This window comes from Acinetobacter sp. CIP-A165 (assembly GCF_000367985.1).
In the GTDB taxonomy this organism is placed as follows: Bacteria; Pseudomonadota; Gammaproteobacteria; order Pseudomonadales; family Moraxellaceae; genus Acinetobacter.
On the sequence record NZ_KB849201.1, the window covers coordinates 607,070 to 627,060 of the forward strand.

16 protein-coding genes and 2 rRNA genes are annotated in these 19,991 nt (G+C 42.4%); 6 read left to right on the top strand and 12 right to left on the bottom strand.

Annotated features, from left to right (window positions below; translation table 11 throughout):
- Nucleotides 1–12: 12 nt before the first annotated feature.
- Both F991_RS05570 and F991_RS05575 read left to right on the top strand, forming a co-directional pair.
- On the top strand, nt 13–942 hold the full coding sequence (locus F991_RS05570; RefSeq protein ID WP_004669645.1) for a lipase secretion chaperone: 930 nt from the start codon (nt 13–15) through the stop codon (nt 940–942).
- A gap of 125 nt (nt 943–1,067) precedes the next feature.
- Nucleotides 1,068–1,535, top strand: coding sequence for a hypothetical protein (locus F991_RS05575; RefSeq protein ID WP_004669647.1), 468 nt, complete (start codon nt 1,068–1,070; stop codon nt 1,533–1,535).
- 32 nt (nt 1,536–1,567) lie between these two features.
- On the opposite strand, the gene F991_RS05580 is transcribed toward F991_RS05575, so the two are convergent.
- The 6 genes from F991_RS05580 to F991_RS05605 all read right to left on the bottom strand — a co-directional run bounded on the left by F991_RS05580 (nt 1,568) and on the right by F991_RS05605 (nt 10,139).
- Complete coding sequence (locus F991_RS05580) at nt 1,568–3,514, bottom strand: acetyl/propionyl/methylcrotonyl-CoA carboxylase subunit alpha (RefSeq protein WP_004669649.1); 1,947 nt, start codon at nt 3,512–3,514, stop codon at nt 1,568–1,570.
- Nucleotides 3,515–3,581: 67 nt separating this feature from the next.
- Nucleotides 3,582–4,394 carry an enoyl-CoA hydratase/isomerase family protein gene (locus F991_RS05585; RefSeq protein WP_004669651.1) on the bottom strand — a complete coding sequence of 271 codons (813 nt, stop codon included), beginning with the start codon at nt 4,392–4,394 and terminating at the stop codon, nt 3,582–3,584.
- A 146-nt stretch (nt 4,395–4,540) separates the two neighbouring features.
- Nucleotides 4,541–5,701 carry an acyl-CoA dehydrogenase family protein gene (locus tag F991_RS05590; RefSeq protein WP_004669653.1) on the bottom strand — a complete coding sequence of 387 codons (1,161 nt, stop codon included), beginning with the start codon at nt 5,699–5,701 and terminating at the stop codon, nt 4,541–4,543.
- Between the two features lie 116 nt (nt 5,702–5,817).
- Complete coding sequence (locus tag F991_RS05595) at nt 5,818–7,431, bottom strand: acyl-CoA carboxylase subunit beta (RefSeq protein ID WP_034595448.1); 1,614 nt, start codon at nt 7,429–7,431, stop codon at nt 5,818–5,820.
- Between the two features lie 3 nt (nt 7,432–7,434).
- Nucleotides 7,435–8,313, bottom strand: coding sequence for an SDR family oxidoreductase (locus F991_RS05600; RefSeq protein ID WP_004669656.1), 879 nt, complete (start codon nt 8,311–8,313; stop codon nt 7,435–7,437).
- Between the two features lie 20 nt (nt 8,314–8,333).
- Nucleotides 8,334–10,139 carry an acyclic terpene utilization AtuA family protein gene (locus tag F991_RS05605; RefSeq protein ID WP_004669658.1) on the bottom strand — a complete coding sequence of 602 codons (1,806 nt, stop codon included), beginning with the start codon at nt 10,137–10,139 and terminating at the stop codon, nt 8,334–8,336.
- 192 nt (nt 10,140–10,331) lie between these two features.
- On the opposite strand from F991_RS05605, the gene F991_RS05610 reads away from it, so the two are divergent.
- From F991_RS05610 to F991_RS05625, 4 genes are all read left to right on the top strand, one after another.
- A complete protein-coding gene (locus F991_RS05610) occupies nt 10,332–10,931 on the top strand; it encodes a TetR/AcrR family transcriptional regulator (RefSeq protein WP_004669660.1) in 600 nt (199 codons plus the stop codon).
- A gap of 104 nt (nt 10,932–11,035) precedes the next feature.
- A complete protein-coding gene (locus tag F991_RS05615; protein ID WP_004669662.1) occupies nt 11,036–11,854 on the top strand; it encodes a HEAT repeat domain-containing protein in 819 nt (272 codons plus the stop codon).
- Between the two features lie 180 nt (nt 11,855–12,034).
- Nucleotides 12,035–12,652, top strand: coding sequence for a DUF6915 family protein (locus tag F991_RS05620; protein WP_004669664.1), 618 nt, complete (start codon nt 12,035–12,037; stop codon nt 12,650–12,652).
- A 17-nt stretch (nt 12,653–12,669) separates the two neighbouring features.
- A complete protein-coding gene (locus F991_RS05625; protein WP_004669666.1) occupies nt 12,670–13,422 on the top strand; it encodes a hypothetical protein in 753 nt (250 codons plus the stop codon).
- Nucleotides 13,423–13,467: 45 nt separating this feature from the next.
- On the opposite strand, the gene F991_RS05630 is transcribed toward F991_RS05625, so the two are convergent.
- From F991_RS05630 to F991_RS05655, 6 genes are all read right to left on the bottom strand, one after another.
- Nucleotides 13,468–14,640 (bottom strand): acyl-CoA dehydrogenase family protein, encoded by a 1,173-nt coding sequence (locus F991_RS05630; RefSeq protein WP_004669668.1) that lies wholly within the window; start codon nt 14,638–14,640, stop codon nt 13,468–13,470.
- 47 nt (nt 14,641–14,687) lie between these two features.
- Nucleotides 14,688–15,851 (bottom strand): acyl-CoA dehydrogenase family protein, encoded by a 1,164-nt coding sequence (locus tag F991_RS05635; RefSeq protein WP_004669670.1) that lies wholly within the window; start codon nt 15,849–15,851, stop codon nt 14,688–14,690.
- Between the two features lie 166 nt (nt 15,852–16,017).
- Nucleotides 16,018–16,581, bottom strand: a complete 564-nt coding sequence (locus F991_RS05640) for a DUF4256 domain-containing protein (protein WP_004669672.1) — start codon at nt 16,579–16,581, stop codon at nt 16,018–16,020.
- Between the two features lie 65 nt (nt 16,582–16,646).
- Complete coding sequence (locus F991_RS05645) at nt 16,647–17,042, bottom strand: putative signal transducing protein (RefSeq protein WP_004669674.1); 396 nt, start codon at nt 17,040–17,042, stop codon at nt 16,647–16,649.
- Nucleotides 17,043–17,119: 77 nt separating this feature from the next.
- A 5S ribosomal RNA gene (gene rrf / locus F991_RS05650) occupies nt 17,120–17,234 on the bottom strand.
- Nucleotides 17,235–17,449: 215 nt separating this feature from the next.
- A 23S ribosomal RNA gene (locus F991_RS05655) occupies nt 17,450–19,991 on the bottom strand; the annotation flags it as partial.

Consider the following 19,991-nt stretch of genomic DNA (forward strand, 5'->3'; position numbering starts at 1 on the left):
GGAATACTGTGGATGAATAAAAGACTATTACTGACAATCGTTATTGTTTTACTGGTCTTGGTCGGAATTGTAGTCTGGAAGAGCAGCGCCTCTTCCGCTGCAATCCAACAAAGCCAAACCATGCCATTCTCTGATGATTCAACAACGCATTCGACAGATGGAACTATGCAGAATAAAACCACAGATGAGCTTTGTCAAGAATCCTTATTGAGACAATTACAAGTGCTTCAGAAGCAACCTGGAAATATCACTCAATTTTTGAATGACTTTAAAGCGAATTGTCATGTACAAGACTGTAATGCGGCTTTAGCAAAAGCATTGGCAAATTATCCAGATCAAGAGTTTGCGCATTTGGTTGAAAATTTATTAAAACGTATGCCGCAATATGAACAACATATGCAAAGTACAGTGCTTTCAACCTCCTTATCTCCGCAAGAACGTTTCAATGCTTTATGGAAATTAAGAGAACAAACGCTGGGAAAAGCTGAAGCGATGCTTGGTTTTGGACAAGAGCGTAACTATGCGAATTACAAATTTGCTTATGCAGAGATTAAGCAAAATAGAAATCTGAATGCAGAACAACGTTTAAAAGCTTTCGAGGAATTGCAACGTCGATATCCAGATGCAACTCAACAACAAAGCAAAATTGGACTGTATGAACAATCCATTGAATTACTTAATCAAAACCACAACAATCCTGCCGAGACTGAACACTTAAAACAGATCTTGCAGCAACGTTATCTCACGGAACAGGAACGACAAGACATTCAACGTCGGGATCAACGTGAAATACAACAACAGCAACAAGTGAATCAATACCAACAAGCATTACAACAATTACAACAAGACATGCAACCGTTGAAAAATCAGCTCTCCGAGGCCGAATGGCAGCAACAATATCAACAGCGTCTAGAAACATTAAGATCAAGCATGTTCCCATAAAATAAGTACCATCCCACTGATCGGGATGGTCACTATTTCACCGCTGGGATTTTTTACTTATACTGATCCACAGACAGATATTCACCTTGCGCAATCGCGCTTCATTATTTATGGAAATCAAAGGAATGACTTATCCAAATTATCAACAAGATCTCAACACCGCACTTGAATCGGAAATATTGGGTGAATTGATTTTTCTCAATGCAGCCAAGTACTCGCGTTCAGTTGACCAACAACACAAATGGCAAATATTGGCGCAACTGGAAACCCAAACACTGCAAAAACTCCAACTGTTTCTAAAAGAACAAGGGAGAACTGCCTCGATTCGACCTCATGTCAAACTACAGGCCAAAGCATCGGGTATTGCAATGGCAAAGCTCCCTTGGAAACTCGCGATGCGCTTACTCAAACAAGGCACAAAACCATTTATGGCGACCTTTGAACGAATGAACCAACATGCAGATGCCGATACCCAAGATTTTCTAAAATATTTACTGGCGCATGAACAAGCTTTAACAGAATTTGCGACACAGGAATTAAAAGGAAATAGTACAGGCTCATTAGCACCTGTATTCGCCTTATTAAAAAGCTAGGTGAAATCACCTAGCTTTTTATTCAATATGGATTAGGCAATCGAAACATTTAACAGTAATTGCCGTTTTTTCACTTGTTGTCCGACTTGGCCAATTAACTCATCAACAACCCCATCAACATCAGACTTGATTTGTTGCTGAATCTTCATTGCTTCCAACACCAATAAGGTCTGCCCTTTGCTCACCGTATCACCGACATTGACCAAAAGATTAACGATTGCACCATCCATAGGGGCACGGATTTTGCCATCACCAATAACCTCTGCGGCTTCAGGCGCTGCGTAGGTGCTATTTTCAATCACAATGTTGCCATTGCCTGCATCTAAATACAGTTGGTTCTGATCCAAAACATAATTCAGCTTACGGCGTATACCATTGGCTTGATAGATAATTGTCCCATCAACGATCTCGACTACATCAACCGTAGCATGTTGGTCGCATAGTTGAACCGTGACTTGATGATGATTTGACTGAACATGCAACAATAATTGCTGATCGGCATATTTTAATCTTAATGGGAACGGAACTGAAACGCCGGTTTGCCATGTTTGATTAGATTGATTCTGTTGAGTAAATAATGCGGCAGCAACAGCCAAAGTTTCAAGCTCTAACACTTGTTGATGCAAACTTACGTCATCCTGAAAGTGCTGCTGGATAAACGCGGTATTGGTATCGCCTGCGACAATAATCGGATGACGCAACAAACTAGACAGGAATTGTTTATTACTATTCACGCCCAAAAGCACGCAATCATCGACGGCTCTCGCCAGTAGACGAATTGCATCCTGACGTGTTTTGCCATAGGCAATCACTTTAGCCACCATCGGGTCATAGAATGGGCTAATTTCACCTTGTTCCAACATACCATGATCGATACGGACATTCGGCAACTCCGCAGGTTGCCAACGTAACACCCTGCCTGTTTGTGGCAAAAAGTCCTGACGCGGATCTTCAGCATACAAACGTACTTCGATCGCATGACCATTTAAGGTCAGTTCATGTTGCTGTAATGGTAAAGTTTCACCATTGGCGACTCGTAATTGCCATTCAACCAAATCAAGCCCTGTAATCATTTCTGTCACGGGGTGTTCAACTTGCAAACGCGTGTTCATTTCCAAGAAATAAAACTCGCCAGATTGATCAAGTAAAAATTCTACCGTACCCGCACCGATGTAATCACAAGCTTTGGCCGCAGCTACCGCAGCTTCACCCATTTTTTGGCGTAATTCAGGGGTCATAACTGGACAAGGTGCTTCTTCAACCACCTTTTGATGACGACGTTGAATCGAACAATCACGTTCGAACAAATACACATAATGACCATGCGTATCCCCAAACACTTGTATCTCAACATGGCGAGGTGCGATGACCGCTTTTTCAATAATCAGCTCACCTGAACCAAAAGCATTTTCAGCTTCAGAACGTGCCGTTTTCAAAGCTTCCAATACGTCAACAGCTTGGTGTACCAAACGCATACCGCGCCCACCCCCACCAGCCGATGCTTTCACCATTAAAGGGAAACCGATTTTTTCTGCCTGTTCAGCAAGGTATTCAATATCCTGTTGGTCACCTTCATAACCCGGTACACACGGCACACCAGCCTCAATCATGGCAATTTTAGATAAACGCTTACTGCCCATCAAATGAATTGCAGCGGCATTCGGACCGATAAAGGTAATATCATGATCACTACAAGCTTGTGCAAAGTCAGTATTTTCAGACAAAAAACCATAGCCTGGATGGACTGCATTTGCGCCAGTCTTTTGGCACGCTTCAATAATATTGGCAATCGACAAATAAGATTCTGAAACTTTAGATGCACCGATATACACAGCTTCATCTGCAACCTGAACATGTCGGGCATTGGCGTCAGCATCGGAATATACAGCAACGGTTTGATAGCCCATTGCTTTGGCCGTTTCCATTACGCGCACCGCAATTTCGCCACGGTTGGCCACTAATACTTTTGAAAATTTCATTTTAAGTTCCTCAAAGCATCGCTTTTCGCTTGCACAGTGGCAAAGCGATGCTTTGCTATTTCACTGTTCACATCCAATTTGGCAAACGTTTTTGAATAAATGCCATTGTGCCCTCTTGGCCTTCTGTACCACCGACCGCTTGTGCAAACTGCTGTGCAGCATCATCCAAAAGTTCAGTCAAAGGTTCACTTAACGTGCGATGTAATAAAGCTTTGGTTGCACGAGAGGCCAATGGTGCAGCACGCTTAATCAGTTGGATCGTTTCAGCAAGCTGTTGTTCAAGCTCGGTATCATCCTGTGCCACTTCATGTACCACACCAAACTTCAATGCAGCCTCACCATTAAAACGTAAACCCAACAATGCCAAACGGCGTGCTTGAGTCAGACCAATACGTTTCACCACAAAAGGCGCGATTTGCGCAGGTAAAATGCCTAGCCCTGTTTCAGGCAAACCAAATTGGGCATCGTTACAGCTAATCGCAATATCAGAGACACAAGCCAAACCAAAACCACCGCCCAATACTGCACCCTCAAGCACGACCACCACAGTTTGCGGTGCTTGATCCACCTGTTCAATCATGGCACCAAAACGACGATTAAAATCAACATAAGGCTGTAAACTACCAGCATTGGCAGCTTCTGCACGAAGTGCCGCCATATCTTTGATGTCACCTCCTGCACAGAAGTGACCGCCTTTACCGCGCAGAATCACGGCGCGAATCGAAGCATCATCGGCAATATGCGCAAACACCTGTTGAATGGCATTGACCATATTTAAACTCATGGCATTACGACTCTCAGGACGATTCAGCCAAAGCGTTAAAATACCGCCTTGTTGTTCAAGTTGAATGCTGTCATCCACTTGTAAATTATTTAGCATTTTTATAATCCCTAAATACCCAGATCAAATAAGAAAAACGTATAGCGAGGCAGCTATTGCAAGGCATAAAATTGGCGAAAAAGCGAAGAATATTCAATATATTTGAGTATTTTGAGCCAATTTTTAACGCAGCAAGAGCAACGTAGCTAGTTTTTCTGTTTCTTCGGCAAGATATCCATGATTTTACAAATGATCCCCAGCATAATCTCATCCGCACCACCACCAATCGAGCCTAAACGCCCATCACGGAACAATTGCGATGCTGGGTTATCCCACATGAAACCATTCCCCCCCCAATATTGCAGGCAGCTATCTGCCACTTCACGACTTAAACGCCCTGCTTTGAGTTTTGCCATTGATGCCAACATGGTGACATTTTCCCCTGCAATATGTTGTTCACAGGCTTGATTCGTCAGTGCTCGCAATCCTTCAACTTCAGTCATCAGCTCTGCAAAACGAAAATGCACATATTGATTATTAATCAATGGCTGACCAAACGTGGTCCGCTCTTTCGCATAATCAATGGTTTGCTGAATCACTTTTTCCATACCACCGACCGCATTGGCACATGCCCACATACGCTCTTCTTGGAACTGCATCATTTGCATCATAAAGCCCATGCCTTCCGCACCAACGAGATTACGTTGCGGTACGCGCACATTGTCAAAATAAACTTGGGCGGTTGTGGTCGAACGCATTCCCAACTTATTCAGTGGCTCTGAAAAACTGATCCCTGCGGTCTTGGCAGGTACAATGATCATCGATTTATTGACATGTGGTTTGTCATCAGATGTGTTGGCAAGTAGACAAAAGAAATCCGCTTGGAGCGAGTTAGTAATCCACATTTTGCTGCCATTGATCACATAGTCATCACCATCTTTTTTGGCTGTGGTTTTAATCGCAGCGACATCAGAACCCGCATGTACTTCTGAAACAGCAATCGCGGCGACATATTCACCCAGAATGGCTGGATTGAGAAACTCATCTCGAAGTTCCTTACTACCAAAGCGAGCTAGCGCAGGCGTTGCCATATCAGTTTGCACACCAATCGCAAGCGGCACACCGCCACATGCAGCACGACCTAACTCTTCTGCCACTACAAGGTTATAAGAATAATCTAAGCCCAAACCGCCATTTTCTTCAGGTTTACAGATGCCTAATAAACCCAAATTCCCCATTTTTTTAAATACATCATGAATTGGAAAACGGCCTGCTTCCTCCCACTCTGGAATAAATGGATTCAATTCATTTTCTACAAACTGGCGTGTAGTGCGACGTAAGGCATCATGCTCTGCGGTAAATTTCATTGTTTTTTTCCTTAAATTTAATATTCATAAATCCCTCCCAACCTCCCTTTTCAAAGGGAGGAGTTCCCCTCTTTACTAAAGAGGCTTACGGAACGATGTTCCTCAGGAGAGATTTCTTAAAATCTCGACACACCAAATCGGGTTGGATTCAACTCACGTTGCTGTGCTTCATATATAGTTTGTAATAGGAAGATCAGGACCTTACGCGTATCTCTTGGATCGATAATGCCATCATCATGCAGCATTGCAGTGTTGAATAAGGCAGTCGACTGCTGCTCAAGTTTCATGGCAGTACTTTGCTCGAGGAAATCCAGCATTTGCGGATTCGGCTCCATTCCAGAAGCTTTTTGCTTACCCTCTGCAACGATGCGCAACACCTTGCCTGCCTGTGCTGATCCCATGACCGCGACATGTGAATTTGGCCACGCAAAGATAAAGCTCGGTGAAAGACTACGTCCGCACATTGCATAATTACCTGCACCATAAGAGCCAGCAACAATGATCGAAATTTTAGGCACAGTGGCATTGGCAACAGCCTGAATCAACTTGGAACCATGCTTAATGATGCCGTTCTGTTCCGCATCTGTTCCGACCATAAAACCTGTAGTGTTGTGCAAAAATAAAAGCGGACGTTGGGTCTGCTCACAGAGATGAATAAACTGTGCCGCTTTGACTGCACCTTGTGGTGTAATTGGACCATTATTGGTAATGATACCGATATGCACCCCACCCATTTTTGCCCAGCCACATACCGTTAAGGCATCGTATTCCTGTTTAAACTCCAGAAAATCCGAATCATCAATAATGCGAGCCACAATCTCTTTCATATCGAAAGGTTGTTTTGGGTCTTGCGGGATGATGCCTAATAGCTCTTCTGCTGAATAACGAGGTTCTTTGTATTCTTGATTTAGACGTGTGGTTTGTTCTTTCCAGTTCAAATGCTCAAAAATTTCTCGTGCCAAACGAATACCATCGGCATCATTTTCAGCAAGATACTCCGCTACCCCTGACACTTGGGTATGCATTTCTGCACCACCCAATTCTTCGGCAGTTGCCACTTCGCCTGTTGCAGCCAGCAACAGAGGTGGACCTGCCAACAACATTTCAGTTTGTTTGCGCACCGCGATCACATAGTCAGATAGACCTGGTTGATATGCCCCGCCTGCGGTTGCATTGCCATGTACGACTGCGACTTGCGGAATACCTGTTGCAGATAATCGAGCTTGATTGGCAAAAGTCATTCCACCATAGGTAAATACTTCTGCGGCATAATTTAAGTTTGCCCCCCCACTTTCAGTCAAAGTCACCATCGGTAACTTTTGTTCAAGCGCGATTTTTTGCAAACGTAAGGTTTTCTGAACACCCATTGGCGACATGGTGCCGCCTTTGATGGCACTATTACTGGCAGACACTAAAGCGCGGACACCACTCACAAAGCCGATCCCAGCAATGATGCCACCACCAGCTTCAGAACCATCTTTATCATCATGCATGTTGTAGCCGACTAAGCCACACAGCTCGACAAATGGTGAATCAGCATCCAGCAATAAACGTACACGCTCATGCGGCAAGATTTTGCCTTTCTTGTCAAACTTCGGTTTTGCAGCATAGGATTTATCAATGCTTTTTTGCTGTACAGCACGAACTTCTGCAAGCTGACTTAATAGCGCTTCACGGTTTTGTTCGTATTGCTCACTACCTACAGCGATTTCAGATTGAAGAATAGTCATCATTTATTCTCCATCTGTATTTTTAAAAATATCTGGAATAAATGCACGGTGGAAACCATTAAATGCTTCATTGTTGGTAGCATCCGCCAATGGGTACATGCGCGTACCTTGTGATGCTGCACCGTCAATACGTAAAGTCACCCCTGAAACAAAAGCCGCTGCATCAGAAAGTAAATAACAAATCGCTGAAGAAATTTCTGATTCCGTACCCATACGTTTTAAAGGAACATTGCTTGCCAAACTTGGAATAATGACTTTGGCAAAGTCACCGCTGTAGTTATCCATGCCAGAGGAAATAATCCAACCTGGTGCAACTGCATTAACACGTACGCCTGATTTACCCCATTCAACCGAAGCCGTTTTGGTTAGGTTATCTACCCCTGAACGTGCCGCCCCTGAATGTCCCATACCGGGCATACCGCCCCACATATCTGCGGTCATGTTGACGATACTGCCACCATGCTTTGCCATCCATTGATTATAAGCTTCACGCATTAAATAGAAGGTAGAATGCAGATTGTTACGAACCACAGCATCAAAGCCATTGGCAGAGATATTTTCCAATGCTGAAGGAAATTGCCCACCTGCGTTATTTACTAAACCATCGAGCTTGCCAAATTTTTCAATGACTTCAGCAATCATACTTTTGACTTGTTCTTCATCACGGTTATCACAAACGATGAAATGGACTTTGCCATCGTCCTCTATGATTTCTTGGCTAACTTTTTCCAGCTTTTCAATTTTGCGCCCTGTGATCACGACTTGCGCACCCAAAGATGCCAGCTCGTGTGCCGTACAGCGTCCAATACCAGAACCACCGCCTGTAACGATAATCACTTTATCGGCAAATGCATCGGTTCTAAAAATTGATTGATAACTCATTTTGCTCTACATCCTTTACTTTATTTTTCTAACAACTTTGCTGGGATTTTCACTGGCATATCCAATAATTGCTGCGCAAATGCCTTGCCTTGTGGATCAATACGTAAACTGGCAATTCCACCACCACCTAGCGCATTTTCCAACATAAAATTCAGTGCATGCATGGCAGGTAATTCATAACGAATCACCTTGGATTTTTCAGGATCTAAAACATGCTGCATATATTTGGCAACACCATCCTCAGTCAATGCAGCACGAATCCACGGTAAATATTCCGCTTTACGTGCAATCACACCAATATTGCTATGGTTACCTTTATCGCCACTACGGGCATGAGCAACATCAATTAAAGGTACTTCAATCTCATCACCTTTATAGGTTGCAACCTCACCAACTGAATGGGGAACAAAATCTTGTGTTACTGAACCTGTTGGAATCTGCACAGGATGACGCTGTCCTGCAAAATCCACTTCAACATTGATTTGATCTTTATCAATCAGGAAAGAGAATAATTTGACCACTGCCGATGCTTTAGGACGCCCGCCTACAATACCTGCCAAAGCAGGTGCCATACCGGTCGATGCTTGAGCAATCTCAGATGCAAAGAACATACAAGCTTCTTTAAACATATGCTTAACTGCAATCTTCACCACCACTTCACGGCTATCTTTGACCTTGGCGTGTGCGCCATAAGTACTTTCAATTCCTAGAATTTCGATAGATTTTTCACTAAATGGCGGTACTGAACGCAATGCGAGGACACGTTCACATTTATTGATGATCGCATCCGCAATCACTTGCGCTTTTTCAGGTGCTTCGCGTCCAGCAATAAGGAAACTCACCAAGACACGATAACCATCCGCATAAGTCGCACTGACTTTATATTGTGGTGTAGGCGCTCGTCCTGTCGCACCAGTCACTTTCACGCGATGCTCGCCGACTTGCTCTAAATGAGCTTGGCTAAAATCTGTGGTCACATCAGGTAAATAATAAGCTTGAGGATCGCCAATCTCATAAACAATCTGTTCGGCAACCGTAGCGGTCGACACTAAACCACCTGTGCCCTGTGGTTTAGTCACAATGAATGAAGCATCGGCACTGACTTCAACAATTGGAAAGCCCATGTTGTCAAAGCCTTCAACCAAACGCCAATCGGTAAAATTACCGCCTGTACATTGCGCACCGCATTCAATTACATGTCCAGCTAAACAACCTTGTGCAAGCTTGTCATAATCATCCAACGACCATTTGTACTCATGTAGCAAAGGAGCCAGAACAACAGCCGAATCCACCACACGCCCCGTAATCACGATATCCGCGCCCAAATCCAAAGCATCACGAATCGCAACTGCACCTAGATAAGCATTACTACTAGCGACATGTGCTGGCAAAGGCTCGCCATTAAACATTTCTTGCACATTTTGTTTTAATAATTCAGCATGTTTTGGCAACACATCATCACCAAGTACCACCGCAACTTTTAGATCTAAGCCTTTCTCATCAATAATTTTTTGTAAGGCATCACGACATGCCAATGGATTGACGCCACCAGCATTGCTAATGACTTTAATTTTTTTCTCAGCAATTTTATTGATTAAAGGAGACATCACCCGACTAACAAAATCCAACGCATAACCATGACTTGGATCATTCATCATCGCTTTTGCCATAATCGACATGGTGATTTCAGACAGATAATCAAAGACTAAATAGTTAATATCACTAAGGTGCACCAATTGGAAAGCAGCGGTATTGGTATCTCCCCAAAAGCCTGAAGCACAGCCAATTTTTACTACTTTCTGGTCATCCTGTTTGACGCTTGTCATGAGCTTTCTCATTGTTATTTCAGAAACACCTTAACATTACCAAGCAAGTGCTTGGTTTGTAAAGTGCATAATGATATGCTGTATTGGCAAAAATGGACTTTTATAAGCAAATGCTTGTTATAAAAAGATAAGACAATTCATGAAATGAATTTTGTTACAATACACTTAGATTTAACGGGATAACGGACTGGCATGATCGCAACTTCAATTGAGCAAATACCTAAAATCGTATGTTTTGACGATAGCCCACGTGGACGTTTGCTCTTAGGTGCCGCCTATCTATTTTATAAGCAAGGATATGATAAAACCACGGTTCGCCAACTTGGTGAATTTATTGGTATTCAATCAGGTAGTCTCTTCCATCACTTTAAAAGTAAAGATGACATTCTGGCTACTGTGATGGAACAAACCATTATTTATAACTTTGCACGGCTTAAAGAAGCAGCTGAACGCTCAAATGATCCTGAACAGCAATTGCGTGATTTAATTAGAGCTGAATTGATTTCAATTACTGGTGATACTGGTGCGGCTATGGCGGTGCTGGTTCATGAATGGTTTGCGCTTTCTAAAGAAAAACAAGACTATCTTTTAAAAATGCGTAATGAGTATGAGCAAGTCTGGCTCGATGTCATCGAAAAATTACGTGCTCTAGGCAAGGTTAAACATGATGCATTTATTTGGCGACGTTTGGTCGGTGGTTCTATTTCTTGGACGGTGACTTGGTATAGACCTGAAGGTAAAGTTAAAATTGATGAATTGACGGAAATGGTCTGGGAAATGGCGCTTAAATAGATAATAATATAAATGGATTTAGCTACTTAGCTAAATCCTCTTCTTATATAAATTCTACATAAAATCTAGAACAGATAATAAATTTCAATTAACATGGAAATGCCATGAAAAAAATTACAAATTTTACAGTTGAATCAACAAATAATCTTATTATGTTTGCCTATGCAGAAAATGACTCCGAAATTTATTGGAACATAATCGCAGAATTACACCATCGTGGGTCACAACAAGAATTTGATACAGCTAAAAGCTTGGCTTTATCTCATGATCCAGTACATCGTGAAATTGCAGCAGATATACTTGGACAGTTAGGTTTTTCAAAAAATGAATTTCATTATCAATCAGTCAAAATTCTTATAAGCCTTTTAGATGATACTAATGAAGATGTTATTGCTTCAGCAGCATTTTCATTAGGTCATAGAAATGATCTTCAAGCAGCCCCCTCACTCATCAATTTATTAAAGCATCCCAATCCAAGAGTCAGACATGGAGTTGCATTTGGCTTATCATGCCTAGAAAATATTAATGCAATAAAAGGGCTCATTTTTTTGACAAATGACAAGAATGAAGATGTTCGAAATTGGGCAACTTTTGGACTTGGCGATCAATGTGAGATGGATCTTCCTGAAATTAGAGAAGCTCTATATCAAAGACTCACTGATGAAATTTCTGAAATTAGAGGCGAAGCATTTATAGGTTTAGCAAACAGAAAAGATTTCAGTATTGTTAATTTATTAATCCAAGAACTTGAGGGTGACTTCAATGGCTCATGGGCAATACGTGCCTCAAAGCTCTTAGCTGATTCTAGACTCTGCTTACCCTTAAAAGCTTTACGAAAAAATATTGATATTACATCTGACGAATACTTCTTATCTGAGCTGGATGAAGCCATATTAAGTTGTTGTGAAAAATGCTTACTTTAATTGCTTCCTATAGCATAAAGAAATCCATGTTTGTTACAAATAATCTAAAAAATACGATCAAAAGGAAAATCCTCCTTTCCTAACGACACAACTTAACGCCTAATCATTTCCCTCTATTCTCGTTCAAATTAAAAACTGCTATTCTGCTTAAACATCAAAAGATTACAAGAAATAGCAAAAATGAATCCAGTACAACATGCCAATATTTCGTTGAAACGTCGTGGGGGCGAGCTTGAAGATTATATTGATATTCATGCGCTAATCGACAGTACCAAAATGCTATGCACCGACAACCGCCATCGTATCTTGCATACATTTTGGGGAGTTCAAGAAGTGATAATTCCGATTTTTGGACATCACTTTGAAAATAGTGCTGGCAATAGCATAGAAGTTAAAGATCTGTGTGAAAAAGATCATCTGTTAGTGGATTTCCATCACCGCTTTATTCCAACGATTGGAGACTTCGTTGCAGCAATGCAAGATATTCCTACAAATGGACTGGCTAAACGCCTCGAAAAATTCCACTCAGATGTGATTGATGATCCAAAGCTATCAGCAACATTACTCTCTCCATTATCAGTGACAGGTCAACTAAAATCTTTGCTGATCACTCACAATAGTTGGTTTATCAATACCATTCTTCCCATGATAGGAAAAGGTGAAGCCAAGTTTATTGATTTTGATATTAGTCCAGACTTCTTTTTCAATCCAATGCGTTTTGAACTGTGGATGGATAACGGCATGGCTGTGCCACCAAGTGCAGCCAAACTGCAAGACTTAAAAATGAAAATCGCTTAATTTAAGGGGAAATAAAAATGAGCAATATACAATACGTTATTCGTCAAAATGACTTTGCCTATAATGATGAGTTTTATTATCTAGATGATGCAACATTAGGAAAAGTCAAATCAATCTATGATGATCGACAACAAGCTGAAGAAAATTTGAAAAAATTAGTCGTTTCGGAAATTCGTAAAGAGATCTTAGGAAATTACTCTATCTTCAATGAATATCATTATGATGAAAAATTAATCCATCAACTTCATCAATTTACCCTAGAACGTTGTGGACAGCCATTTTTGGATGAAAAAGGCAGACACGAAGATTATGTCCCTGCTGCTTTAAATGATAAAGATACATTTGAGTTTGCTCAACGAACAGGAATCATGCTTTATCAACTCATCGAAATTAATATAGAACAGCCACATTATGTGATTTGGTTGTGTCAAGAACAGGATTATTTTTCAGGTTTTTACGGCACAATTGTTGATAGCCAAGACCCAAATTTTGATGATGTTGAATGGCATGAAAAAATCTATGCTTTTGAGAGTGATTTGGAAGAATATATTTATCATCAACCATTCAGCACATTAACAGATAGCCCTGAATTATTCAAAAAACTTATTCAGAGTATGCCTGCTATCAGCTATGATGAAAATGAAAAAACTATTACAGGAATTGACTTTGAAAGTTTTGATTTTATTCAATTAAAATCTTTAAATGCTTTACTTAAACAACCATTATTTGAAATTCGCCAAGTCACGCTTGAAGAACTGGCAAAACTCTAAACTAAAAAAGTGCAAAGTGTGGTGCAAACAACACCGCACTCACAATTAATACCCCAATTGCTTACTAATCAAATCCTTCATAATTTCTTCTGCCCCACCACCAATCATATTGACTTTGACTTCACGATAAATCCGTTCGGATTTCATGCCACGCATAAAGCCCATTCCACCTAGAGTCTGCACCGCAGCATCTGCACAAAATTGCATGGTACGAGTTGCTACGTTCTTCAGCATCGAGATTTGAGCGACTAGCTCTGCACCTTGCTGCTCTCCCTGTCCCATTCGGTAAGCAGTATCTTCCAACAATGCTCGTGTCGCAGTCAGTTGCGTTGCCATATCCACCAACTTATGGCGAACGACTTGATGGTCAACTAAACGCTTACCAAAAGTCTGACGCTGTTTTGCCCAATCCAAAGCCTCTTCATAGCAGACCAAAGCATAACCATAGGCAATTGCCCCCAACCAAAAACGCTCCTTATTAAAGTTATTCATAATCACTTTAAAACCAGCATTTTCTTCGCCCAATAAATGATTGACTGGCACTTTCACATTGTCAAAATGTAAGTGAGCAGTATCCGACGCCCACCATCCCATTTTCTTTAATGGCGTTTTGCTAATACCTACGCTATGAGCATTCACCAATAACATCGAAATGCCTTTTGCACCTTTCGCATCAGGATCAGTACGCACTGCAACCGTATAATAATCGGCTCGCATTCCCGAAGTAATAAAGGTTTTTTCCCCATTGAGAATGTAATAATCACCCTTAAGAACAGCTTTGGTCTTTAACGCTGCCACATCTGAACCACCACTTGGTTCAGTAATTGCCAAAGCAGAGATTTTCTCCCCTGCAATAATTTGCGGCATCACCTCATCTCTGATCTGTTGTTTGGCAAAATGATGAATCGGTGGTGTGCCAATACTATGAATCATCAGCGAAATATGTACGCCTCCCGAAGCCGCTTTTGCCATTTCAATCGCTGCTAACAAGACATGAAAAGCATCTGCCTCTGGAATCCCACCATGTTCCGCATCAAAGCCCAAACCGAGTAATCCAACACTCGCCGCTTTTTGATACAGCTCACGAGGGAATGTTTCCGCTTCATCCCATTCAGTCACAAATGGCGAAATTTCTTTTTCTACGAACTTTTTGACACTATCCGCAAAAGCACGATGTTCTTCCGTGTAGTAAATTGGGTTTAAAGATAAACCATCCATGTTATTATTTTCCTTGAACAAGTTACTCTTAAATTAATCGTCCGGCATTAATATCCAAGCTGACGACTGGCTAGATCTTTCATAATTTCTTCTGCTCCGCCACCAATCATATTCACTTTAACTTCACGGTAAATACGTTCAGATTTCATCCCACGCATAAAGCCCATGCCACCTAAAGTTTGTACAGCAGCATCTGCGCAAAATTGCATAGTTTGTGTAGCAACATTCTTGAGCATACAAATTTGTGCGATCAACTCATTGCCTTGTAATTCGGGTTTGCCCAAACGATAAGCCGTATCTTCCAATAAAGCACGTGTTGAGGTTAAACGAGTCGCCATATCGACCAATTTATGGCGAACAACTTGATGGTCAATGAGTCGTTTACCAAAAGTCTGACGCTGTTTTGCCCAATCTAAAGCTTCCTCATAACACACCAAGGCAAAGCCATAACTGCTGGCTGCAAGGAAAAAGCGCTCCATATTAAAATTATTCATAATCACAAAAAAGCCCATATTCTCTGCACCCAATAAATTCGTTGCAGGAACTCGAACATTGTCAAAATGTAAATGTGCCGTATCCGAAGCCCACCAACCCATCTTATCTAGTTTAGTCTTGGTAATGCCTGCACTATGAGCATCAATCAGCAGCATTGAAATCCCATTTGCACCCTTGGCATCTGGATCGGTACGTACCGCGACCGTATAGTAATCAGCTCGCATTCCAGAAGTAATAAAAGTCTTTTCGCCACTGACGACATAATAATCACCGTCACGAACGGCTTTAGTTTTTAATGCTGCCACATCCGATCCACCACCAGGTTCAGTAATCGCCAAGGCAGAGATTTTTTCACCCGACAAAATCTGTGGCAATACCTCAGCTTTCACCGCTTCATTAGCAAAATGCTGAATCGGTGGCGTACCAATGGTATGAGATAATAACGAAGCAGTTAACCCTCCTGATGCGCACTTTGCGAGTTCAATAGAAGCTAATAAGGTATAAAAGGCATCTGTATCCGCAACCCCACCATATTGCTCATCAAAACCAACACCTAGCAAACCAATATCCGCAGCTTTCTTATAGAGCTCACGAGGAAAAGTTTCTGCTTCATCCCACTCATTGATAAATGGACTGATCTCTTTTTCCACAAAACGCTTTATGCTCTCTGCAAATGCAAGATGCTGTTCGGTGTAATACATCGGATTAAGTTGCATACTGTGCTTCCTAGCAATTATTGATCATCGTTTTCGAATATTTATATGAGCACTAAGGTATCAAAATCACCAAAACCAAGCAAGCGCTTGGCGCAATTAAAAGATAAAAATACCCCCAACTAAAACTTTAAGTTTCTTTATAGGAGGCATTTCACATTAAGCTTATTTAGATTTTTAATAGACCACGAAATCCGCGAGTTGCATAATAAGATTGTGCTCCGTTATGGTAGGTAAATACTCGACCATAGCGGCTATCACAAAAAATAGCACCACCCAACGCACGAATATCATCTGGTGTTTTCACCCAGCTCGAAGTTTTTAAATCAAAATTTTCAATCGATTGTAGTTGTTTATATTGCTCTTCTGTCAATAATTCAATCCCTATCATTTCAGCAATATCGATCGCATTACTTTCAGGCTTGTGCTCTTTTCGAGACTCTAAAGCTTTGCGGTCATAACATAAGCTTCTACGTCCCTTCGGAGTTTCTACTGCAAAATCACAAAATACAATCTCTTTTAATTTAGTGTCCAAGATGACCACATCAGGCTCTCCACCTGTATCTTCCATTTGATTGAGTGACCATAATTTTTCCGGTTGCTGTTTTAATCTATTTTCTACGTCTACCCAATCGACTCCTTGATGGCGATGCATGTTTTGTTCAAAACGTTTTTTTAAGATTATCAATAGAGCAACTGTGTGCTCAGCATCTAATTGTTTTTTCTTGATCATTTTCATTCTCTATACTATTTATTAATGTTAGATAGATCTGCTTTTAAATTATAACCGAAGATGACTTAACTCCAAAAATACTGGCATTGCTTACATTTATTTCCATGTTTATAAAAAAATAATGGAAAACCAATTAACAAGAAAACGATATAAGCTGGTTTCTTCCCTTTGATATAAGCTTCGATATTTTTACTGCCACAGTTTGGACAACATTCTTCATTTACACCAAATTTTTGCTCTAGCTCAGCACTAAAATCTTTTGCAAGAATCACTTTTGCTTCATCTGCATAAACCTCAGGTACTAACAACCGAACGCCACCCAAGGCATTAGAGTAAAGCCAATTCATATTAATCATATGCTCATTTTCAATTTGAGCAGGAATCTCAGCCGCCTCTAACTGCGTTTTTGCAATTTGTGCTTCATAAGGAAAAGAAAATGTTTGTACCACTATCCAAACCATATTGAAAACATCTTAAATAATTAAAAGTATATAACAAAAAAACCTCCCAACATAAGTTGGGAGGTTTAGTATTTAAAAGCTGGCGATGACTTACTCTCACATGGCAAGTGCCACACTACCATCAGCGCGAAGAGGTTTCACTTCTGAGTTCGGGAAGGGATCAGGTGGTTCACTCTTGCTATTGTCGCCAGCAAACTGTTGTGGTGTTTTGGGGTCTTAATCACGATGTGAGTTAAATTTCACAGTGTGTGCCTTACTTACGAACCAAAGAGTTATTAACGGATTAGCTTCATTGGGTCTGAATTGTAACTAGTTATTCAACTAAATCAAGTTCAATCAGTTTAATTTACACTGACTGTTTGGATTTGAATCGAATTGATGCTTTTATACAACTGCTTGGGTGTTGTATAGTCAAGCCTCACGAGCAATTAGTATTGGTCAGCTTCATACGTCACCGTACTTCCACATCCAACCTATCAACGTCCTAGTCTCGAACGGCTCTTTAGAGGACATAAAGTCCTAGGGAAATCTTATCTTGAGGTAGGCTTCCCGCTTAGATGCTTTCAGCGGTTATCCCTTCCGAACATAGCTACCCGGCGATGCCACTGGCGTGACAACCGGTACACCAGAGGTTCGTCCACTCTGGTCCTCTCGTACTAGGAGCAGATCCTCTCAAATTTCCAGCGCCCACGGTAGATAGGGACCGAACTGTCTCACGACGTTCTAAACCCAGCTCGCGTACCTCTTTAAATGGCGAACAGCCATACCCTTGGGACCTGCTTCAGCCCCAGGATGAGATGAGCCGACATCGAGGTGCCAAACACCGCCGTCGATATGAACTCTTGGGCGGTATCAGCCTGTTATCCCCAGAGTACCTTTTATCCGTTGAGCGATGGCCCTTCCATACAGAACCACCGGATCACTAAGACCTACTTTCGTACCTGCTCGACTTGTGGGTCTCGCAGTTAAGCGCGCTTTTGCCTTTATACTCTACGCGTGATTTCCGACCACGCTGAGCGCACCTTCGTACTCCTCCGTTACTCTTTAGGAGGAGACCGCCCCAGTCAAACTACCCACCAGACATGGTCCTCGCCCCGGATTACGGGGCAGAGTTAGAACCTCAACATTACCAGGGTGGTATTTCAAGGATGGCTCCATTAGAACTAGCGTTCTAACTTCAAAGCCTCCCACCTATCCTACACAAGTAAGGTCAAAGTTCAATGTCAAGCTGCAGTAAAGGTTCACGGGGTCTTTCCGTCTAGCCGCGGGTACACCGCATCTTCACGGCGAATTCGATTTCACTGAGCCTCTGCTGGAGACAGCGCCGCCATCATTATGCCATTCGTGCAGGTCGGAACTTACCCGACAAGGAATTTCGCTACCTTAGGACCGTTATAGTTACGGCCGCCGTTTACTGGGGCTTCGATCAAGAGCTTCGCTTACGCTAACCCCATCAATTAACCTTCCAGCACCGGGCAGGCATCACACCCTATACGTCCACTTTCGTGTTTGCAGAGTGCTATGTTTTTAATAAACAGTTGCAGCGGCCTGGTTTCTGTGGCTGCCAATAGCTCAGACCGCAAGGATCATCACCGTCAGCAGCGTACCTTCTCCCGAAGTTACGGTACCATTTTGCCTAGTTCCTTCAGCAGAGTTCTCTCAAGCGCTTTGGTCTACTCGACCTGACCACCTGTGTCGGTTTAGGGTACGATTCCTGTGTAACTGAAGCTTAGAGACTTTTCCTGGAAGCATGGTATCAGCCACTTCACTGTACAAGTACAGCTTGCTATCGACTCTCAGCATAGAGCACCCCGGATTTGCCTAAGATGCATGCCTACTGTCTTCCACCTGGACAACCAACGCCAGGCTGACTTAACCTTCTCCGTCCTCTCATCGCATTACACAGAAGTATTGGAATATTAACCAATTTCCCATCGACTACGCCTCTCGGCCTCGCCTTAGGGGTCGACTCACCCAGCCCCGATTAACGTTGGACTGGAACCCTTGGTCTTTCAGCGAACGGGTTTTTCACCCGTTTTGTCGTTACTCACGTCAGCATTCGCACTTCTGATACCTCCAGCATACTTCTCAATACACCTTCATCGGCTTACAGAACGCTCCCCTACCACGTAACTTAAAAGTTACATCCGCAGCTTCGGCACATAGTTTTAGCCCCGTTACATCTTCCGCGCAGGCCGACTCGACTAGTGAGCTATTACGCTTTCTTTAAAGGGTGGCTGCTTCTAAGCCAACCTCCTAGCTGTCTATGCCTTCCCACATCGTTTCCCACTTAACTATGATTTTGGGGCCTTAGCTGGCGGTCTGGATTGTTTTCCTCTTGACTACGGACGTTAGCACCCGCAGTCTGTCTCCCGGATAGTACTCATTGGTATTCGGAGTTTGCATCGGTTTGGTAAGTCGGGATGACCCCCTAGCCGAAACAGTGCTCTACCCCCAATGGTATTCGTCCGAGGCGCTACCTAAATAGCTTTCGGGGAGAACCAGCTATCACCAGGCTTGATTAGCCTTTCACCCCTATCCACAAGTCATCCCCTGGCTTTTCAACGACAGTGGGTTCGGTCCTCCAGTTAGTGTTACCCAACCTTCAACCTGCTCATGGATAGATCGCCTGGTTTCGGGTCTACACCCAGCAACTAAACGCCCTATTAAGACTCGATTTCTCTACGGCTCCCCTATTCGGTTAACCTTGCTACTGAATGTAAGTCGCTGACCCATTATACAAAAGGTACGCAGTCACCAAACAAGTTGGCTCCCACTGCTTGTATGCATGCGGTTTCAGGATCTATTTCACTCCCCTCACAGGGGTTCTTTTCGCCTTTCCCTCACGGTACTGGTTCACTATCGGTCAGTCAGGAGTATTTAGCCTTGGAGGATGGTCCCCCCATATTCAGACAAGGTTTCACGTGCCTCGCCCTACTCGTCATCATT